Here is a 15231-nt window from a genome sequence, read left to right on the forward strand (position 1 = left end):
GCCCGTCCATCACGCGTACTCCAGCGGGACTCCGGCTGGCCACCGTCACGTGGAACCTCCCCCGGCCGGGCACCTCAGCAGCGCAGGGACGCTTCGGCGAAGTGTCGGTGGCGGGTCGTAGCGTGGACAGCATGTACGCGGAATGGAGCCCTGGTGCGTCGCTCGCCGATCGGGTGGCCTGCCTGTGGAAGCAGGACTGCGCGGAGGAAGGCACCCAGATCGTGGTGCCCGACGCCTGCGTCGACCTGATCTGGGGGCCAGAAGGGCCCCACGTGGCGGGGCCGGACACAGGGCCCGTCCCGGTGCGCATGCGCGCGGGCGACGTGTACAGAGGCATCCGGTTCAGGCCGGGCGCACTGGGCGGGCTGCTCGGCGTACCGGCCGGCGAGCTGCGCGACGAACGCGTTTCGTTCGCCGACCTCGGGCTTCCCGCTGATCTGACGCTCGAGGCCCTGGCCGAACGGTTGCGGAAGAGCGCCGCGCCGGACCCCGCGGCCCCCGCCATCGCCGCCGCGCTGCGGAGTGGGTCATCGGTGCGAGAGGTGGCGTGGGATCTCGGACTCAGTGAGCGACACCTGCACAGGAGGGCTGTGGCGGCGTTCGGCTACTCGCCGAAGACCTTGCAGCGGATCGTGCGGTTCCAACGGGCGCTCAGCCTGGCCCGATCGGGGGTGCCGCTGGCCACGGTGGCCGCGGAGAGCGGATACACCGATCAGGCTCATCTCTCCCACGAGGTGAGACGTTTGAGCGGCGTCCCGATGAGCGGCCTCCTCGTCGCGGCCTGACATGCCCTCGCGTCCCGCTGCGACGGCGGCTCGAGTCAGCTGGGAGGAGGCCATTCAGCTGGGCGGGGGCCATTCAACTCGCGTGGTCTTCCCGGGACCGATGGCGTTCATCGGAGGGAGAGCGCGCGACTTCATGAGACTCCGAAGGGCCGGCCTGTCTGAAGTACAGCTTTCGGGAAGGTCTGATGTCCGAGACCACGGTGTTGCCGGGGATCGAGGGTGCGCCCGAGACCCCGGATCACCTCGGAGCTGGGTTGCCGAGCCTGCGGTTACCGAGGCCCCCGGGTGACCGAGCCTGCGGTTGCGGAGGACGCCCGGTTACCAAGCCTCCGGTTGCCGAGAACGCCCGGTTACCAAGCCTCCGGTTGCCGAGAACGCCCGGTTACCGGGAAGCCGGCTGCTGGGACCCGGAGAGTTCCCGAGCATCTGGGTTGCCAGGGGTTGCCTAGGACCACGGGGTACCGAGTGGCTGGGTAACCGAGAGTTCGGGGCCGAGAGCGTGGGGACTCCCAAGGGGCCGGGTCCTGGGAGCCAGGCCCCGCAGGCCGGGGGTCCCGAGAGTGCGCGAGCCCCGTGGCTGCGCTTCCCGTTGGGTCGTTCCGGTGCGAGCGGAGTGCCGATCGAGGGGGCCCGTGGCGGGATACCGATCGCGGGAGCCGGTCAAGGAGGGGTCGGTCGCGGGATCCGGATGTTCCGTCCCGAATCACTGGTGGAGACGCTGCCGGGGGTCGGGAGGGCGCACAGGCTCAGCCAGGGACTCGGGAAGGCGGTGGATCGTCCTCGTTGGGAAGACGCCGCAGTGAGATCAGGTGGTCGGGCGGCCGTACGCGCGGAAGGTCTTGAGGGTGGCCACGGTCAGGTAGCCGCCCCATTCGTGGCGGACCAGCGGCGTCCACATGGGGAAGTTGGGCTCCCACCCGCCCTCGGGCGTCTGCAGCCGGACCAGCGCGTCGAGGTGCTCGGCGAGAGTCTCATCCGAGAACAGGGAGAGGTGGCGCAGCGGCGCGGGCGCGAAGTCCAGGGGGAAGTGCGCCTCGCCCTCCGCGAAGGGATCCATCGTGACCGTCGCGAGAATCGCCTCCTTGAGCCTGGCGAACTCCGCGTCCGCCCGCTCCCCGTCGTCGACCAGGTCGAGGAAGGTGACGATGGCGCGGGCGTGGTACGGCGTGGTCTCCTCGATCCCGGCGATGGCGCTCCAGCAGAACGAGGTGGCGGACTCGAGCCACGGGTGCCGCACACCGTGCTTGTGGAGGAGTCCGGCGATGGAAGCGGTGGGGATGAGACTGCCGGGCGGGTCGTCCTCGGGCTCCCACCAGGGCGCGTGCGGCGCCTCGCTGACGCTGGGGAGGACGAAGGGCACGCCGCCGTCCTTCGTGGTGATGGAGACCAGATAGTCGCAGGCGGCGGCGACCATCGGGGCGTCGAAGGCGTCGAGCTCGTCCAGGATCCAGAACGCCACTTCGACGGGTTCCGGCTGGCTGGACGGGCCTCGAAGGTCGGGTTCCATGGCGTGGCCGAAGCCGCCGTCGGGGTTCTGGTACCCGCGCAGGACCTGAAGCACGCGCTCCTTCGAACCGCCCCTGTAGAGCGCCTCGAACCTGAGCCTTTCGATGAGCCTGGCATTCAGCTGGAGGTATCGCTCCGCTTCACGTTCCATGCCCTTCAACGTACGACGGGGACGTGGCCGCCGCCTTGTAGAAATCAGCCATCCCCTGACCTGGCGGCTTCTGGAGGCACGGCGGCTGCGATAACGGGAGTCGGTCATCTGGTCACAAGGGCGGCTCTGGTTGTCACAATCGGGGGCATGGAACAGCGGCGTTGGGACACAGACGAACGGTTCTCCGGGATCAGCGACGGCAGCTCGATCCTGCCTGCCCTTCACGCTCTCACCGAGGCCGCCTCCAGGCCCGGGTGGGTGGCCGAGGATCCGCACGCCCACCTGCTGCCCCACCTGCGCCGCGCCCCCGGCTGGCAGGTGCTGGGCGAGCGGCTGCAGGAGGACGGCGTGTACGAGGTGACCGTACGTCCCGACGAGCCGCTCGAGGGGATCAAGGTGTACAGGGCCGTCATCAGGCTGCTGGCCGCGATCGCCGAGCCCTCGTTCTTCGTACGGCAGAGCGCCCCGGCCACCTTCGACTGCGTGACCGGCGTGATGCCGGGCGACCCTCCCGGTTACGCCACACACGGGCACCTCGTACGGCTGGTCGTCACGGAATAGCCAGCGCCCCGGTCGTCGACACGCGAGCCGCCTGAAGGCGGGATGGACCCAGCGGGGCCTGCGGGAAAGCACGGCGTGGAAGAACCCTGCGATGGACTACGTCTACCTGTGAACCGACGGAACCCATGTCAACATCCGGCTGGAAGAGCACAAGCTATGCCTGCTGGTGATGATCGGAGTCCGCGCCGACGTCCGCGAGGAACTCATCGCGCTCGCCGACGGCTACCGCGAGTCGACCGAGTCACGGGCCGACCTGCTGCGCGAGTGCGCCCGGCGTGGCATGTGCGCCCCGGTGACGGCCGTCGGGCCCGCCGGCGCGCGGTCAATTCACCCCACCTCGTCGCCCTCGTCCGCGCCGGAGCCCGCTTCGAACGAGGTGTCCTCGTCGAACGCGAGCCGGCGACGCAGCCTGACGGGCGGCGCTGAACAGAGACACCATGAGAGAGGCAGCAATGGACCAAGGCACCCGCGGCGAGCTCATCAGTCGGCTGGCCGAGGCGATCAGGTCCGTCACGACCGCGCACCCGCTGCGGGTCGCCATCGACGGGCCGCCCGCCGCCGGCAAGACCACGCTGGCCGACGAGCTCGCCGTCGTCCTGCGCGAGCAGAACCGCGACGTCATCCGCGCGACCATCGACGACTTCCTCTTCCCCCGTGCACAGCGCTACCGACGCGGCCAGTACTCGGCCGAAGGCTGCTACTTCGACGCCCACGACCACGCCGCGCTGTGCTGGGTCCTGCTCGATCCGCTGGGCCCAGGCGGAGACAGAAAGTTCCAACATGCGGTCTACGACAGAGACACCGACACCCCATCGTCCCCGCCGGCCACGACCGCCCCCGCAGACGCCGTACTGCTCTTCGACGGCGTCTTCCTCCTGCGCCCAGAACTCATCGACCGGTGGGACCTGCGCATCTTCGTGTCCGTCCCATTCGACAAGACGGTAGATCGCGCCCGGGACCGAGGCACAGCGCTGGCCGGATCCACCGCCGACACCGCCGAAATCGAACGGTCCTGGCGCAACCGCTATATCCCTTCCCAACGGCTCTACTTCGCCACAGCCCGCCCAACCGAGCACGCCGACGTCATCGTGTACAACGATCGGCTCCAACGGCCGACCTTGGAAGTCCGACCACACTCATCGATCCACAGGATGTGACGATTGCTCGGGAGAAGCCCGCAGGGCATAGTCCGGCGAGGCCGCCAATGACTGCTGTCGCCACCACGCCGCCCGCCATCCCACACGGGAACGATGGAAGCCCTGCCATGAGCACGCGACACCCAAGACACGCGACTCGAAAGGCAGGCGACGCCGGCGCTGTAGCGTCTCCCCGAGAGGCGGTCGTCGGTGGCGCGGGGGCTGCTTGCCGTACAACATGCTGGTTTCGAGGCGCGTGGCCAGGGAGGATGTCCCGGCAGGTCACCAGCCCGCCCGTCTCACCCCCGCTACACGTTCACCTCATCGCGAAGACCGGCCCGCGCGGGCTGAAAGGCAGCCTGGCGCCCTGCGGGATGAGGAAGGCGTGCTCTCTCCTGATTCTCAGCACGTCGCAGTCCCCGTCGGTGATCACCAGGATCGGCCCGTCCTGGGGGAAGTCCTCGGCCCGCTCCAGCAGGTTGACCCCCGGCTGCAGCACGGTGCCCCCGCGTCCGCGCACCCGCACTCGGGTCGCGATGTCCTCCACCGGCAGGTATCCGGCGTCGTAGGCCGCGGCGTCGCAGAAGATCACGCGGGCGCGCGGCACGTCGCGGGCGGTGGCGTAGGAGGCGATCGCGCCCAGCGCCTTGCCGAGCAGTTTGGTGTCCATCGAGCCGGAGGTATCGAGGACGACGCCGAAGGTGGCCTGCCGTACGACCTCTTCGGGGCGGATCCAGCCGGGGCGCGGGATGCCGGGGCTGGCGGCCTGGCGGCGGGAGGCGCGGGCGTAGGAGCGGCGCTTCTCGACGGCGGGCACGTGCTCGTCGAACCAGCGGGCGAGCCTGGCGTCCCATGGCAGCGGCGGCTGGTCGAGCGCGCGGATCTCCTGCTCCAGCCCGTACGGCACCAGCCCCCGCCCGCTGCTCTGGTGGTAGACCAGCCCCTGGCTGAGCGCGTTGCGGTAGTAGTCGTCGAGGTCGAGATAGCCCTTGCCGCCGCCGATGGGCCTGTCGAGCACGTCGCCAAGGCCGCGCCCTCGCAGGGTGGCGAGCCTGCGCAGGCGACGCAGGTCGGTGACGATCCTGTCGTAGACGGCCTCGGCCGACAGGCCCGCCAGCGAGGGGTCGTGCAGCAGCCCTTCGGGCAGCTCGCCGACGCCCATCTCGACCAGCCAGCCGTTGATCACGTAGTCGCAGGCGACGTTCCACACGAAGGGGTCGCGCCCGCCGAGGCGCTCACCGTGCCTGAGCGCGGCGTGCAGCATCTCGTGGGCCAGCACGAAGCGCCACTCCTCGGTCTGGAGCCCGGCCAGCGGGTTGACGTAGATCTCGGCCGCCTCGGCGCTGACGGCGGCGATCGAGATGTCCCAGCCTCTGGCGAGTTCGGCGTCGGCGACGACCGTCATGCCGGCCGCCAGCGCGCCGAGCAGGGGGTAGGAGGAGACGAACCAGCTCAGCGCCCTGTCCCACGGGCCTTCCTGCCGGGTTGTGGAGGTGCCCGCCAGGTCGAGGGCCGAGGTGGCGGTCCTGGCGACGCCGATGGCGAAGGAACGCGGGTAGTCGTGGACGGTGGCCTGCTCGCGTGAGCCGATGCGGAAGTCGGCGGGGCCGAGCGGGGCGTGTTCGGCCGGCACGCCGGTTCCGCGCCAGCGTTCCGACAGCGTGACCTCGTCCTCGGTGGGGAGCGTGGCGGGCAACGGCGCGGGGTTGCGGCCGAGCTTGAGCGTCGTGAGGAAACGGTCGACGGCCACGCAGCAGGCCGCCAGGTAGGCGGGGTCGGGCAGGTGGCAGATGTCCGACTCCTTGGGCCCGAGATCGGCGGGGGCGCAGGTGCCTGGGTCGGCGTGGCCGAAGCCGAGGTGCAGCATGAGGTGTGCGAACGTCCACGCCCACTCGGCGGCGTCGGCGCGGGTGGCGGTGTCGTAGTGGACGTCGCCGCCGGCGGTGACGTAGGTCTGCCGGTCCTCCACCAGCCGGCGGTGGTAGTGGCCGAACAGGGGGTGCCCGCTCGCGAGCTGCCAGCCCTTGAGCGCCTCCAGGCGCCACGGGTCGGCCTTCCTGTCGCGGCCTGCGGCTCTCCTGCTCATGAGCGGGCGGCGATCAGGCGGGGCAGGTCGCGGCCGACCTCCACCAGGAACCAGGTGGGCAGGGCGGGCGCGCCGTTCTCGTCGTTGGCGATGACCAGCTGCGCGCACTCCAGCGAGATCTCCGCCAGCTCCACCAGCAGCGTCTTGGCGCGGAAGCCCAGGTCCCTGCCTCGGGCCGACGCGCCGCGCTTGTCGGCGGGCAGCTCCTTGACCAGCCTGGCGCGGAAGGTCTCCGACAGGAAGTAGAGCAGGTCGCGGTCCTCGGGACGACGCGGCCACGACACCTCGCCCTTGATGACGGCGTCGAGGTCGTAGGCGTGCCGCACGGTCTTGACGTAGGCGCGGAAGGCCGAGGCGTGCGAGGTGGTGAGCGTGCCGAAGGCCAGCACGGCGAGAGTGTCGTCGTCGAGCGACTCCGAGGGGCCGAAGGAGTGCATGACGTCGGAGAGCATGTGCCAGGCGCGCGGCGAGGAGAAGGGCTCCTCCGTCTTGGGCGGCGCGCTCCAGAGGTGGTCGGGGCGCTGGATGAGGTAGTCGACGATCCACGGGTGGACGCCGTTGGCCGCCGCCCACTTCAGCCAGTCGTCGGCGGAGACGCGCAGGTGGACGTGGACCAGGCGGTTGACCAGCGCCGAGGCCATCGGGCGGGCGAGGGCGTTGTCGCCGGCCCTGTTGCCCGCGCCGATCACGACCGAGCCCTCGGGCAGCTCGTACGAGCCGATCCTGCGGTCGAGGATCAGCGAGTAGAACGCCTTCTGCACCTCGGGCGCGCTGGCGTTCAGCTCGTCGAGGAACAGGCAGTACGGCTCGTCCCTGGCGATCGACTCGGGCGGCGCGAACCTGCTGCGCCCGCCGACGAGCTCGGGCACGCCGATGAGGTCCTCGGGCGCGAGCTGCGTGCCGAGGAGCGTGACGCACTCGAGCCCGAGGGAGTCGGCGAACTGCCTGACCAACGAGCTCTTGCCGATGCCTGGCGCGCCCCAGAGGAAGACGGGACGCACCACGGCGACGTGGAGCAGCACCTCGGGCAGGCGGGAGGGAGTGACGGTGACCGTTGCCTGCATGCCACCAGGGTGACGATCTCCGCAGGAAAACGCATCGCATTTACCGGCGGCCTTCCGTAGGCTCGCCGCCATGACCTGTAACTCATGCGTCTACTACATCCGCATGCGCGGCAGCCGGGCTCTGGCTCGCTAGCTCCGCATGTTCGCGAGCCCAGGGCCCGTCGAGATCCCATTCGTCTCGAGGACCCGAAAGGGCTTTTGCTGTGGCGCAGAACTTCGCGCACGGAAATTATTCGCACACCCAGAAGAAGGCCAGGAACAGCGGTGGCGGTCGCACGCCCAGAGATCGGGCGCGGCGGGAGCTCTCGCAGAACTTCCTGGTCGATCGGCATGCCGTCGAGCTGATGGTGAAGGCGGCCAGGCCCAGCGGCCTGGTCCTCGAACCTGGCGCCGGTGAGGGCGTCCTGACCGTCGCGCTCGCGGCGACGGGCGCCGAGGTCGTCGGCTACGAGATCGACCCGCTGCTGGCGGTCAAGCTCAAGGCCAGGACGGGGCTGAGGATCGTCAAGGGCGACTTCACCTCCGTACGGCCGCCGGCCGAGCCGTTCGCGGTCGTGGGGAACATCCCCTACTCGATCACCTCGAAGATCGTCGACTGGTGCCTGCGCGCGCCGGCGCTCACGTCGGCGACGCTGCTCACCCAGCTGGAGTACGCGCGCAAGCGCAGCGGTGACTTCGGCAGGTGGAGCCTGCTCACCGTGGAGAGCTGGCCGTGGTTCACGTGGGAGCTGGTCGGCAGGGTGGGCAGGGAGAGCTTCAGGCCCGTGCCCTCTGTCGACTCGGGCATCCTGCGCATCGAACGGCGTCCCGAGCCGCTGCTCGACGACGCCGACGGCTTCGCCGAGCTGGTCAGGCTGGGCTTCGGGGGTGTCGGCGGCTCGCTGTACGCCTCGTTGCGCCCGCACTACGGCGGGGTGGACGCGGCGTTCGCCCGTGCGGGCATCGCCCGTGACACGGTCGTCGCGTTCGTCCACCCCGACCAGTGGATCACGCTGTTCGGGAACCTGTCGCGCTAGCGGCGAGGGGTCGCGGTGCTACCGCGGCCCCTCCAGCGGGACGGTGGGGGCGGCGAAGACCCGCCTCCCCCACGGCATCGCCAGGGCGAGCACCGGCAGCAGCACGATCGAGGCCATCGCCCAGCCTGGGTGCCAGTCCTGCCAGATCTTCCAGTGCTGTGTCATCCACAGATAGCCGATCGAGGCCCACAGCGCCGTGCCGAGCAGGGCGGGCCAGGCGAAGCGGGTGGGCCTGGCGATCAGGAACGGCACGAACCACAGCAGGTACTGCGCGCCCAGGCGGGGCGTGACGACCATGAAGACCAGCAGGATCGCGGTGGTCAGGTCGACGGGGTCAGCCCTGCGCCACACCCAGCAGACGGCCAGCACGCTGGCGTAGATGAGGTACGTGCCGATCTTGGCGTAGGCGGAGTGGAGCGTCCAGTCGCCGCCGACCAGGACCGCGGTCCAGCCCCACTCGCCGACGATCGGGCGGATGTCGCTCATGACGTCCATCACCTTGGGGATGTCCGACAGCGAGGTGCCTGCGAAGATCGGCAGCGTCACCAGGAAGAAGATCGGCGGGATGCCGGTGGCGATCAGCCCGATCAGCCTGGGCCTGAAGCCGCGCAGCAGCAGGAGCATGCCGGGGATGAGCCAGATCGGCCAGCTCTTCGCGCACAGCGCCAGGCCCATCAGCAGCCCGGCCCACAGGGCCCTGCGGTAGGCGGGCCGTTCGTGGGCGTGGAAGGTGAAGGCGGGCCTGGCCAGGCTCGCGAGGTGGGTGACCGACTGCCTGACGGCCGGGCCGAGACCGCGCCATCCGCCGCCGAGACCGAGCATCTCGCGCACGGTCATCGTGACACCCGGCCGGTGCGGATCGCCGGGGCCGCGGGCGACGACGAAGGCGGCGACGCCGAAGACCAGCGCGACGGGCTCGACCTGGCCGTGCACGGAGGCGACCAGCAGGGCGAGCGGGCTGAGCGCGTACTGGAAGGCGCGCAGCGAGGCGCGGGGGCCGCCCGCCAGCTTGCCGACCAGCGGGATCAGCACGATGTCGGCGACCACGGTGACCAGGCGGCCGGCGTACTCCCACGGGATGCCCAGCCAGAGCAGGATCCCGTAGACGTAGGGGATGGTCGGCAGGAAGTGCCAGCCGCCGTTGCTTCCCAGGACGGGGTCCTGCCGGTTGAGCACCGCCTCGCCCGCCGGTTTGAAGCTGTTGACGAAGTCGACGGGCTGCCAGGTGTCGATGGCGGAGGTGTACATGATGAGCACGCGGACCCCCACGCCCACCGCTATGGCGAGCCAGAGGGGAGGGCGCCAATCGCGCCATTGCGCGACGAGGGCGAGCATGACACCTGAGACGAGGACGATCCCCGTGAGCACTGCGTAGTCCATGGCGGTCCTAGCCTGCCGCACGTTTGGAGGTACTGCCACCTGTTGCGCGGGTCGCTCCGGCCCGGATCGTCACTCTGTGTGTTCAATTAGGAGCATGGGGGGATCACGGGGCAACGCGCGGCTGGTCGGCTTCTATCGAGAGGCGCTCAGCAGGCTTCATGATCCGGTCGCGGCCTGGGCCGAACTCACAGCCAACCCGCAGGCGAGAAGGGCCTACCAGAGAGCCCGCGGCCAGGAGGTCTCGCCCGTCGGCGACGCCGAGATGACCGAGATCGCCGCGGCCGCCCACGTGCACACGATCGCCGTCCACGGCCCCGACAGGGTGGCGGCCCACTCCACCTCCACGCTCTCCCGCTTCGTCGGGCTGATCGGCGGCGCGGTGCTGGTGGACCAGCCGCTCGCCGCCGACCAGGTCTTCGGCCCCTGCGCCGAGGTGCCCGAGCCGGCCGACTGGGCGCACGCCGCCCTCGCGATCGTGTGGGGCGAGAACGACCGCGCGGTCCGCTCCCCCGACACGCACTGGCTGGTCGCGGGCCGCTACAGGGGCCAGAAGGTGGTGGCGATCGGGCGGCATCCGACGCGGCTGTCCGACGAGACGGTCGTGGTGCGCGCGGGCACCGACGCGGCGCTGGCCATGGCGATGGGGCACGTGCTGCTGAAGGAGTTCCACGTGGAGGCGCCCGCCTTCGCCGAGCACGCCAAGCACCGCACCGACCTGCCCTTCCTGGTGCGCCTGCGCGAGCGCGCCGGCGGGTACGTGCCGCACCGCTTCCTGACCGCCGCCGACCTGGGCGACCACTCGCCCACCGCGCACCTGAAGACCGTCCTGCTCGGCAGGGGCGGCAGGCCCGTGGTGCCGAACGGCTCGCTGGGGTTCCGCCGCGACCACGCCCACTGGAACCTGACGCTGGAGACCGACCCCGCGCTCACCATGTACGGCAAGGGCGGCGGCGCGGCCGAGGTGCTGCTCGCCCGCTTCGACGAGGGGTCGGCGCTGCTGCGTCGCGGCGTGCCGGTGGTGCGGGTGGGCGAGCACGTGGTGACGACCGTCTACGACCTGCTGCTCGCGCAGTACGGCGTGGCGCGCGACGGGCTGCCGGGCACGTGGCCGACCGGGTACGACGACGCGCTCGAGCCGTACACGCCTGGCTGGCAGGAGCCGATCACCGGGGTCCAGGCGGCGCGGGCGGTCAGGCTCGCCCGCGAGCTGGGCGAGACCGCGCTGCGCACCGGTGGCAGGTGCATGATCATGCCGGGACGGCTGGGCACGGAGCACGCCGACACCGCGCACAGGGCGATTCTGCCGCTGCTGGTGCTCACCGGGTGCGCCGGGGTGCAGGGCGGCGGCTGGGTCAGGCCGAGGGCCGAGGGCGAGCGGGTGGTGGAGGCCGGCGCCTACTTCTACCTGCACGGCGACAGATGGCGCTACGACGGCACCGACGTGGGGATGCTGTCGTGGATGCTGGGCGAGGGGCTGTTCAACGACAGGGTGCCCGCCTCCGTGCTGGTCGAGGCCGTGCGCGAGGGCTGGCTGCCGATGGCGCCCGAGTACGACCGCAATCCGCTCGACACGGTGGCCGAGCCGTCCAGGCACGCCTGCGACGATCCCGACCACCCGGCGAACTGGCCCAGGGTGCTCACGCTGGCGCACAGCGACCAGGTCGACGACTGCTTCCTGCACCACCTGATCGGGGCGGCGCCAGGGCTGCCGTGCGCCGACCAGAGCGCTCCCGCGGGCAAGCTGGACCTGCTGCTCGGCGCCTCGGAGTACGCCGACTTCCCGCTGCCCGATGTCCGGCAGCTGGCCGAGGCCTTCGCCAAGCTCGCGGTGGACCATCTCGGCACGCGCAGGGACTTCGTGCGCGGCGCGCTCGTCGAGCGGAACTATCCGGAGACCGCGGCGCTGCTGGCCGCGGTGCCAGGACCCGCCGTACGGCCCGAGGGGATGCCGTGGCGGACCCTCTCGGGCCGCATGCACACCTTCGTCGACCACGACTGGATGCACGAGTACGGCGAGGCGCTGCCCACCTACCGGCCGCCGGGAACCGGCCAGCCGGTGAAGCCGACGCTGATGGTCAGGCACAGGGGACAGCAGGGCTGAAGGGGGAGGGAGCGCCTGGCACCTGGCGGTCCCTCCCCCGGTGAGCGGGATCAGAACCCTGCGGTGATCCTGGTGAACTCCCATTCGGCCTGCGCGATGCCGCTGCAGTGGGAGACCACGCCGCCGCCCGGGCACGGACGGTCACGGTTGACCGCCCAGTACGCCAGCCTGGTCAGCCCCTTGGACTTGGCCCAGTCGGTGATCTGGGCCCAGGTCGCCGGGGTGGTGAGCTCCTGCTGGTCGGACAGGCCGTTCATGCCGGAGATGCCCATCTTGGCGTAGGCCTGGGCGTCGCTCCAGCCGAAGGCGTTCTTCAGCGCGTTCTTCAGCCCCTCCGAGGCGTTGACGGTGTCGTTGTAGATGTTGGAGCCGCCGAAGTCGAACGGCATGATCGTGTAGTTGTCGATCGGCACCGCGAGCTCCTTGGAGCGGTTGATCAGGCGGATGCCGTGGGCGTTCGGTCCCGTCGTGGTGGTGCCGAAGGTGACGACCACCTTGACGTTCGGGTTGTTGGCCTTGACGATCTTCAGGCCGTTCAGGATGCGGTCCTGCACGGTGTAGTTCTCGAACTCGTCGCTGTTCTCGATGTCGAAGTCGACGACGGCGGGGCCGACGGCGTTGATGACCTGCTGGACGGCGCCGGCGAAGGCCTCGGGAGAGGAGCAGTTCGGGCCGAGCTTGTTGCCCGACCAGCCGCCGAAGGAGATCTGGACGCTGCCGCCCTTCGACTTGATCGTGGAGATGGCCTGGGCGTCGGCGCCGCCGGTCAGCGGGCGGTTGCCGTCCCACGCGGGGTTGCAGCCGCCGCTGGACAGGATGAAGGCCATGGTGAAGGACTTCACGCCGGTGGCGTCCATGACGGTGCCGGGGTTGGGCGGGTTGCCCCAGCCCATGTAGAGGTACGGCGCGCCCGGCATGCGCGCGCCGGTCGGGCAGCCGGTCGTCGAGCCGGTGACGGAGGCGCTGGAGGCCGACTCGCCCGCGGAGTTGTAGGCCCTGACGGTGTAGGTGTGCGAGGTGCAGACGCCGAGGCCTGAGACGGTGGCCGAGACGCCCGTGACCTGGGCGCGCTGGGTCGAGCCCTCGTAGACGCGGTAGCCGGTGACGGTGCCGCTCGACGCGCCCCACGACAGCGAGATCGAGCTGTTGGTGGCGCCCGTGACGCTCGGCGCGCCAGGCTGCCCGGGCGCGCCGGTGCCGCCCGAGGTGGAGGCGGTGACGGTGTTGCTCGCGGCCGACAGGTTCCCGGCCGCGTCGCGGGCGCGGACGGTGTAGGTGTGGCTCGTGCCCGAGGCCAGACCGGTGTCGGTGTGGGTGGTGCCGGTGACGGTGGTCACCAGCGTCGAGCCCCTGTAGACGTTGTAGCCGGTGACGGCGACGTTGTCGGTGGAGGCGTTCCACGCCAGCGCGATGCTGCTGGACGTGCTGCCCGTGGAGCGCAGGTTGCCGGGCACCGAGGGCGCGGTGGTGTCGCCGCCGCCGCCCGAGACCGCCTTCCACAGGGCGGGCACGTTGGACGGCTCCCAGCCCGGCTGCGAGGTGTGCGCCTGGATGCATTCGTAGTCGACGCCGTTGTGGGTGACGCGGGTGCCGATCGGGTAGGACGTCCAGGCCTGCCACGCGGGGTAGGCGGCCACCGTGACGCTGTGCGCGGCGGCCGGGGTGGTCGTGGCCAGGCCCGTGCCCGCGAGGGCGAAGGCGGCCAGTAAGGCGAGCATGATGCGTCTCATGGCATTCCCTGGAGGTGCGGCTTGACGGTCTTGGAGAAGTTCCAGTTGTGGCTGGCGTCCCAGTTGATGGACCAGGTCATCGCGCCCCTGATGTCGGGGTAGGCGCGGGGCGGGACGAAGCTCCCGCAGCTCGTGCGCTTGGCCAGGCAGTCGAGCGCCTGGTTGACCAGGGCGGGCGAGACGACGCCGCCGCCTGCCGCGCCGGGGCCCGCGGGCAGGCCGAGGGCGACCTGGTCGGGGCGCAGGCCGTTCTCGAGCTGGATGCAGGCCAGCGCCACCATGAAGTTGACGGTGCCCTGGGAGTAGGCGGCGTTCTGGTCGCAGCCGAGCATCGAGCCCGAGTTGTAGAACTGCGTGTGGACGACGGTGAGGATGTCCTTGATGGACAGGGCGAGCTTGAAGTACTCCGCGCCGGTCGACTGCATGTCGATGGTCTGCGGCGCCATCGTGATGATCAGCCCCGAGCCCGCCTTGGCGCGCAGCGACCGCAGCGCCTGGGCCATGTAGGTGGCGTTGAGCCCGTTCTCCAGGTCGATGTCGACGCCGTCGAAGCCGTAGCTCTGCATCAGGGAGTGGACGGAGTCGGCGAACGTCGTGGCCGCCGCCGAACTGGCGACCTGGACGCGTCCCGCCTCTCCGCCGACCGACAGGATGACCTTCTTGCCGCGCTGACGCAGGGCGGCGACGTCGGCCTTGAACTGGGCGTCGGTGTAGCCGCCCACCGCGGTGGCCAGGCCCTGGTCGACGCCGAAGACGACCTCGCCAGGGGTCGAGGTGGCCTCGCCGAAGGCGATCGCGACCAGGTCGTACTCGGCGGGCACGGCCGAGAGCTTGAGCTCCACGGCGGGGTTGACGAAGTTGTGCCAGTAGCCGGTGAGGAAGTGCCTGGGCAGCGGGCCCGTGGCGCAGCCCGCGGTGGTGGCGGTGGCGTCGCGGCCTGCCGATTCGCCGACGGAGTTGTAGGCCTTGACGGTGTAGGTGTGGGTCTCGCACGCGCCGAGGCCGGAGATGGTGGCGCTCGTGGCGGTCACGGTGGTCTTGAGCGCCGAGCCCTCGTAGACGCGGTAGCCGGTGACGGTGCCGCCTGCCGTACCCCATGACAGGGAGATGGCGCCAGTGGTGGAGGTGACGCTCACGGCGCCCGGCTGTCCCGGCACGCCGGGCTGGGGCTCGCCGCCTCCGCAGGAGGCGCCGTTGACGGTGCAGCCGGTGATGCCGGGGAAGTTGCCGGGGCTGCCGTTGAAGCCGAAGCTGGCGCTGGCGCCCGCCGCGAGCTGTCCTGCCCAGCTCGGAGGGGTGAAGGTGTAGTGCTGGCCGCTGCGGACCATGACCGCGTCCCACGCGGAGGGGATGGTGTGCCCGGCGGGCAGGTCGAACTGGACGTTCCAGCTGACGGGGGCGGCGGTGCCGTTGGTGACGGTGACCCTTCCCTCGAAGCCCGAGCCCCAGTCCGCGGCCTTGGTGAAGGTCGCGGTGAGGCCTGCGGCCTGTGCGGGCAGGGCGACCAGGGTGAGGGCGAGGGTGATCAGGGCGACCACTGATGCGCGTAATCTCACGCTGTTCCTTCTTTTCGGGGGGTGCGCTCCCTTTGCAGGGGCTGTCAGAGTGAGTCAGGCGGGGGTGCGCCGCCTACACGCGCCCATGGCGGTGAGACTCGCGGCGCAGGGTGCTCCCTCGATCGGACCGGCCGAGGGACGACGTGTCTTCGCAGGTCG

11 protein-coding genes and 1 pseudogene are annotated in these 15231 nt (G+C 70.7%); 6 read left to right on the top strand and 6 right to left on the bottom strand.

Translation table 11 applies throughout. The features are described 5' to 3' along the window. Nucleotides 1-131: 131 nt before the first annotated feature. Complete coding sequence (locus tag FHR33_RS17155; protein ID WP_183648542.1) at nt 132-785, top strand: helix-turn-helix transcriptional regulator; 654 nt, start codon at nt 132-134, stop codon at nt 783-785. 805 nt (nt 786-1590) lie between these two features. Here the strand turns inward: FHR33_RS17155 and FHR33_RS17160 are convergent. Continuing rightward, nucleotides 1591-2442, bottom strand: coding sequence for a prenyltransferase/squalene oxidase repeat-containing protein (locus FHR33_RS17160; RefSeq protein ID WP_246451983.1), 852 nt, complete (start codon nt 2440-2442; stop codon nt 1591-1593). A gap of 147 nt (nt 2443-2589) precedes the next feature. Between FHR33_RS17160 and FHR33_RS17165 the strand changes: the two genes are divergently transcribed. The 3 genes and pseudogenes from FHR33_RS17165 (at nt 2590) to FHR33_RS17175 (ending at nt 4160) form a co-directional block, all read left to right on the top strand. Beyond that, nucleotides 2590-3003, top strand: coding sequence for a hypothetical protein (locus FHR33_RS17165; protein ID WP_183648546.1), 414 nt, complete (start codon nt 2590-2592; stop codon nt 3001-3003). Nucleotides 3004-3097: 94 nt separating this feature from the next. After that, nucleotides 3098-3310: pseudogene (locus FHR33_RS17170) on the top strand (IS256 family transposase); the annotation flags it as partial. A gap of 145 nt (nt 3311-3455) precedes the next feature. After that, on the top strand, nt 3456-4160 hold the full coding sequence (locus FHR33_RS17175) for a cytidylate kinase family protein (protein ID WP_183648548.1): 705 nt from the start codon (nt 3456-3458) through the stop codon (nt 4158-4160). A 295-nt stretch (nt 4161-4455) separates the two neighbouring features. Here FHR33_RS17175 and FHR33_RS17180 read toward each other — a convergent pair whose 3' ends face one another. Both FHR33_RS17180 and FHR33_RS17185 read right to left on the bottom strand, forming a co-directional pair. Then, nucleotides 4456-6225, bottom strand: a complete 1770-nt coding sequence (locus tag FHR33_RS17180; protein WP_183648551.1) for a vWA domain-containing protein — start codon at nt 6223-6225, stop codon at nt 4456-4458. Then, a complete protein-coding gene (locus FHR33_RS17185) occupies nt 6222-7289 on the bottom strand; it encodes an ATP-binding protein (RefSeq protein ID WP_183648553.1) in 1068 nt (355 codons plus the stop codon). The genes FHR33_RS17180 and FHR33_RS17185 overlap by 4 nt, the downstream gene beginning before the upstream one ends. Nucleotides 7290-7606: 317 nt before the next feature. Between FHR33_RS17185 and FHR33_RS17190 the strand changes: the two genes are divergently transcribed. Continuing rightward, nucleotides 7607-8305 (top strand): ribosomal RNA small subunit methyltransferase A, encoded by a 699-nt coding sequence (locus tag FHR33_RS17190; protein ID WP_221241876.1) that lies wholly within the window; start codon nt 7607-7609, stop codon nt 8303-8305. Between the two features lie 18 nt (nt 8306-8323). On the opposite strand, the gene FHR33_RS17195 is transcribed toward FHR33_RS17190, so the two are convergent. Then, entirely contained in the window at nt 8324-9685 is a 1362-nt protein-coding gene (locus FHR33_RS17195; protein WP_183648559.1) for a hypothetical protein, read from the bottom strand. 94 nt (nt 9686-9779) lie between these two features. Here FHR33_RS17195 and FHR33_RS17200 point away from each other — a divergent pair, with 94 nt between their 5' ends. Next, nucleotides 9780-11786 carry a molybdopterin-dependent oxidoreductase gene (locus FHR33_RS17200; RefSeq protein WP_183648562.1) on the top strand — a complete coding sequence of 669 codons (2007 nt, stop codon included), beginning with the start codon at nt 9780-9782 and terminating at the stop codon, nt 11784-11786. 50 nt (nt 11787-11836) lie between these two features. Here the strand turns inward: FHR33_RS17200 and FHR33_RS17205 are convergent, their stop codons facing one another. Together FHR33_RS17205 and FHR33_RS17210 are read right to left on the bottom strand one after the other, a co-directional pair. Continuing rightward, nucleotides 11837-13516 (bottom strand): fibronectin type III domain-containing protein, encoded by a 1680-nt coding sequence (locus FHR33_RS17205; protein ID WP_183648564.1) that lies wholly within the window; start codon nt 13514-13516, stop codon nt 11837-11839. Beyond that, on the bottom strand, nt 13513-15072 hold the full coding sequence (locus FHR33_RS17210) for a chitinase (RefSeq protein ID WP_183648566.1): 1560 nt from the start codon (nt 15070-15072) through the stop codon (nt 13513-13515). Before FHR33_RS17210 ends, FHR33_RS17205 begins: the two co-directional genes overlap by 4 nt. Between the last annotated feature and the right edge of the window lie 159 nt (nt 15073-15231).

It is taken from the genome of Nonomuraea dietziae (assembly GCF_014195505.1).
In the GTDB taxonomy this organism is placed as follows: domain Bacteria; phylum Actinomycetota; class Actinomycetes; order Streptosporangiales; family Streptosporangiaceae; genus Nonomuraea; species Nonomuraea roseola.

Coding starts and splice junctions, on each gene's coding strand:
- FHR33_RS17195 (WP_183648559.1), bottom strand. CDS start 9,685: ATGGACTACGCAGTGCTCACGGGGATCGTCCTCGTCTCAGGTGTCATG.
- FHR33_RS17205 (WP_183648564.1), bottom strand. CDS start 13,516: ATGAGACGCATCATGCTCGCCTTACTGGCCGCCTTCGCCCTCGCGGGC.
- FHR33_RS17155 (WP_183648542.1), top strand. CDS start 132: ATGTACGCGGAATGGAGCCCTGGTGCGTCGCTCGCCGATCGGGTGGCC.
- FHR33_RS17180 (WP_183648551.1), bottom strand. CDS start 6,225: ATGAGCAGGAGAGCCGCAGGCCGCGACAGGAAGGCCGACCCGTGGCGC.
- FHR33_RS17160 (WP_246451983.1), bottom strand. CDS start 2,442: ATGGAACGTGAAGCGGAGCGATACCTCCAGCTGAATGCCAGGCTCATC.
- FHR33_RS17175 (WP_183648548.1), top strand. CDS start 3,456: ATGGACCAAGGCACCCGCGGCGAGCTCATCAGTCGGCTGGCCGAGGCG.
- FHR33_RS17200 (WP_183648562.1), top strand. CDS start 9,780: ATGGGGGGATCACGGGGCAACGCGCGGCTGGTCGGCTTCTATCGAGAG.
- FHR33_RS17185 (WP_183648553.1), bottom strand. CDS start 7,289: ATGCAGGCAACGGTCACCGTCACTCCCTCCCGCCTGCCCGAGGTGCTG.
- FHR33_RS17165 (WP_183648546.1), top strand. CDS start 2,590: ATGGAACAGCGGCGTTGGGACACAGACGAACGGTTCTCCGGGATCAGC.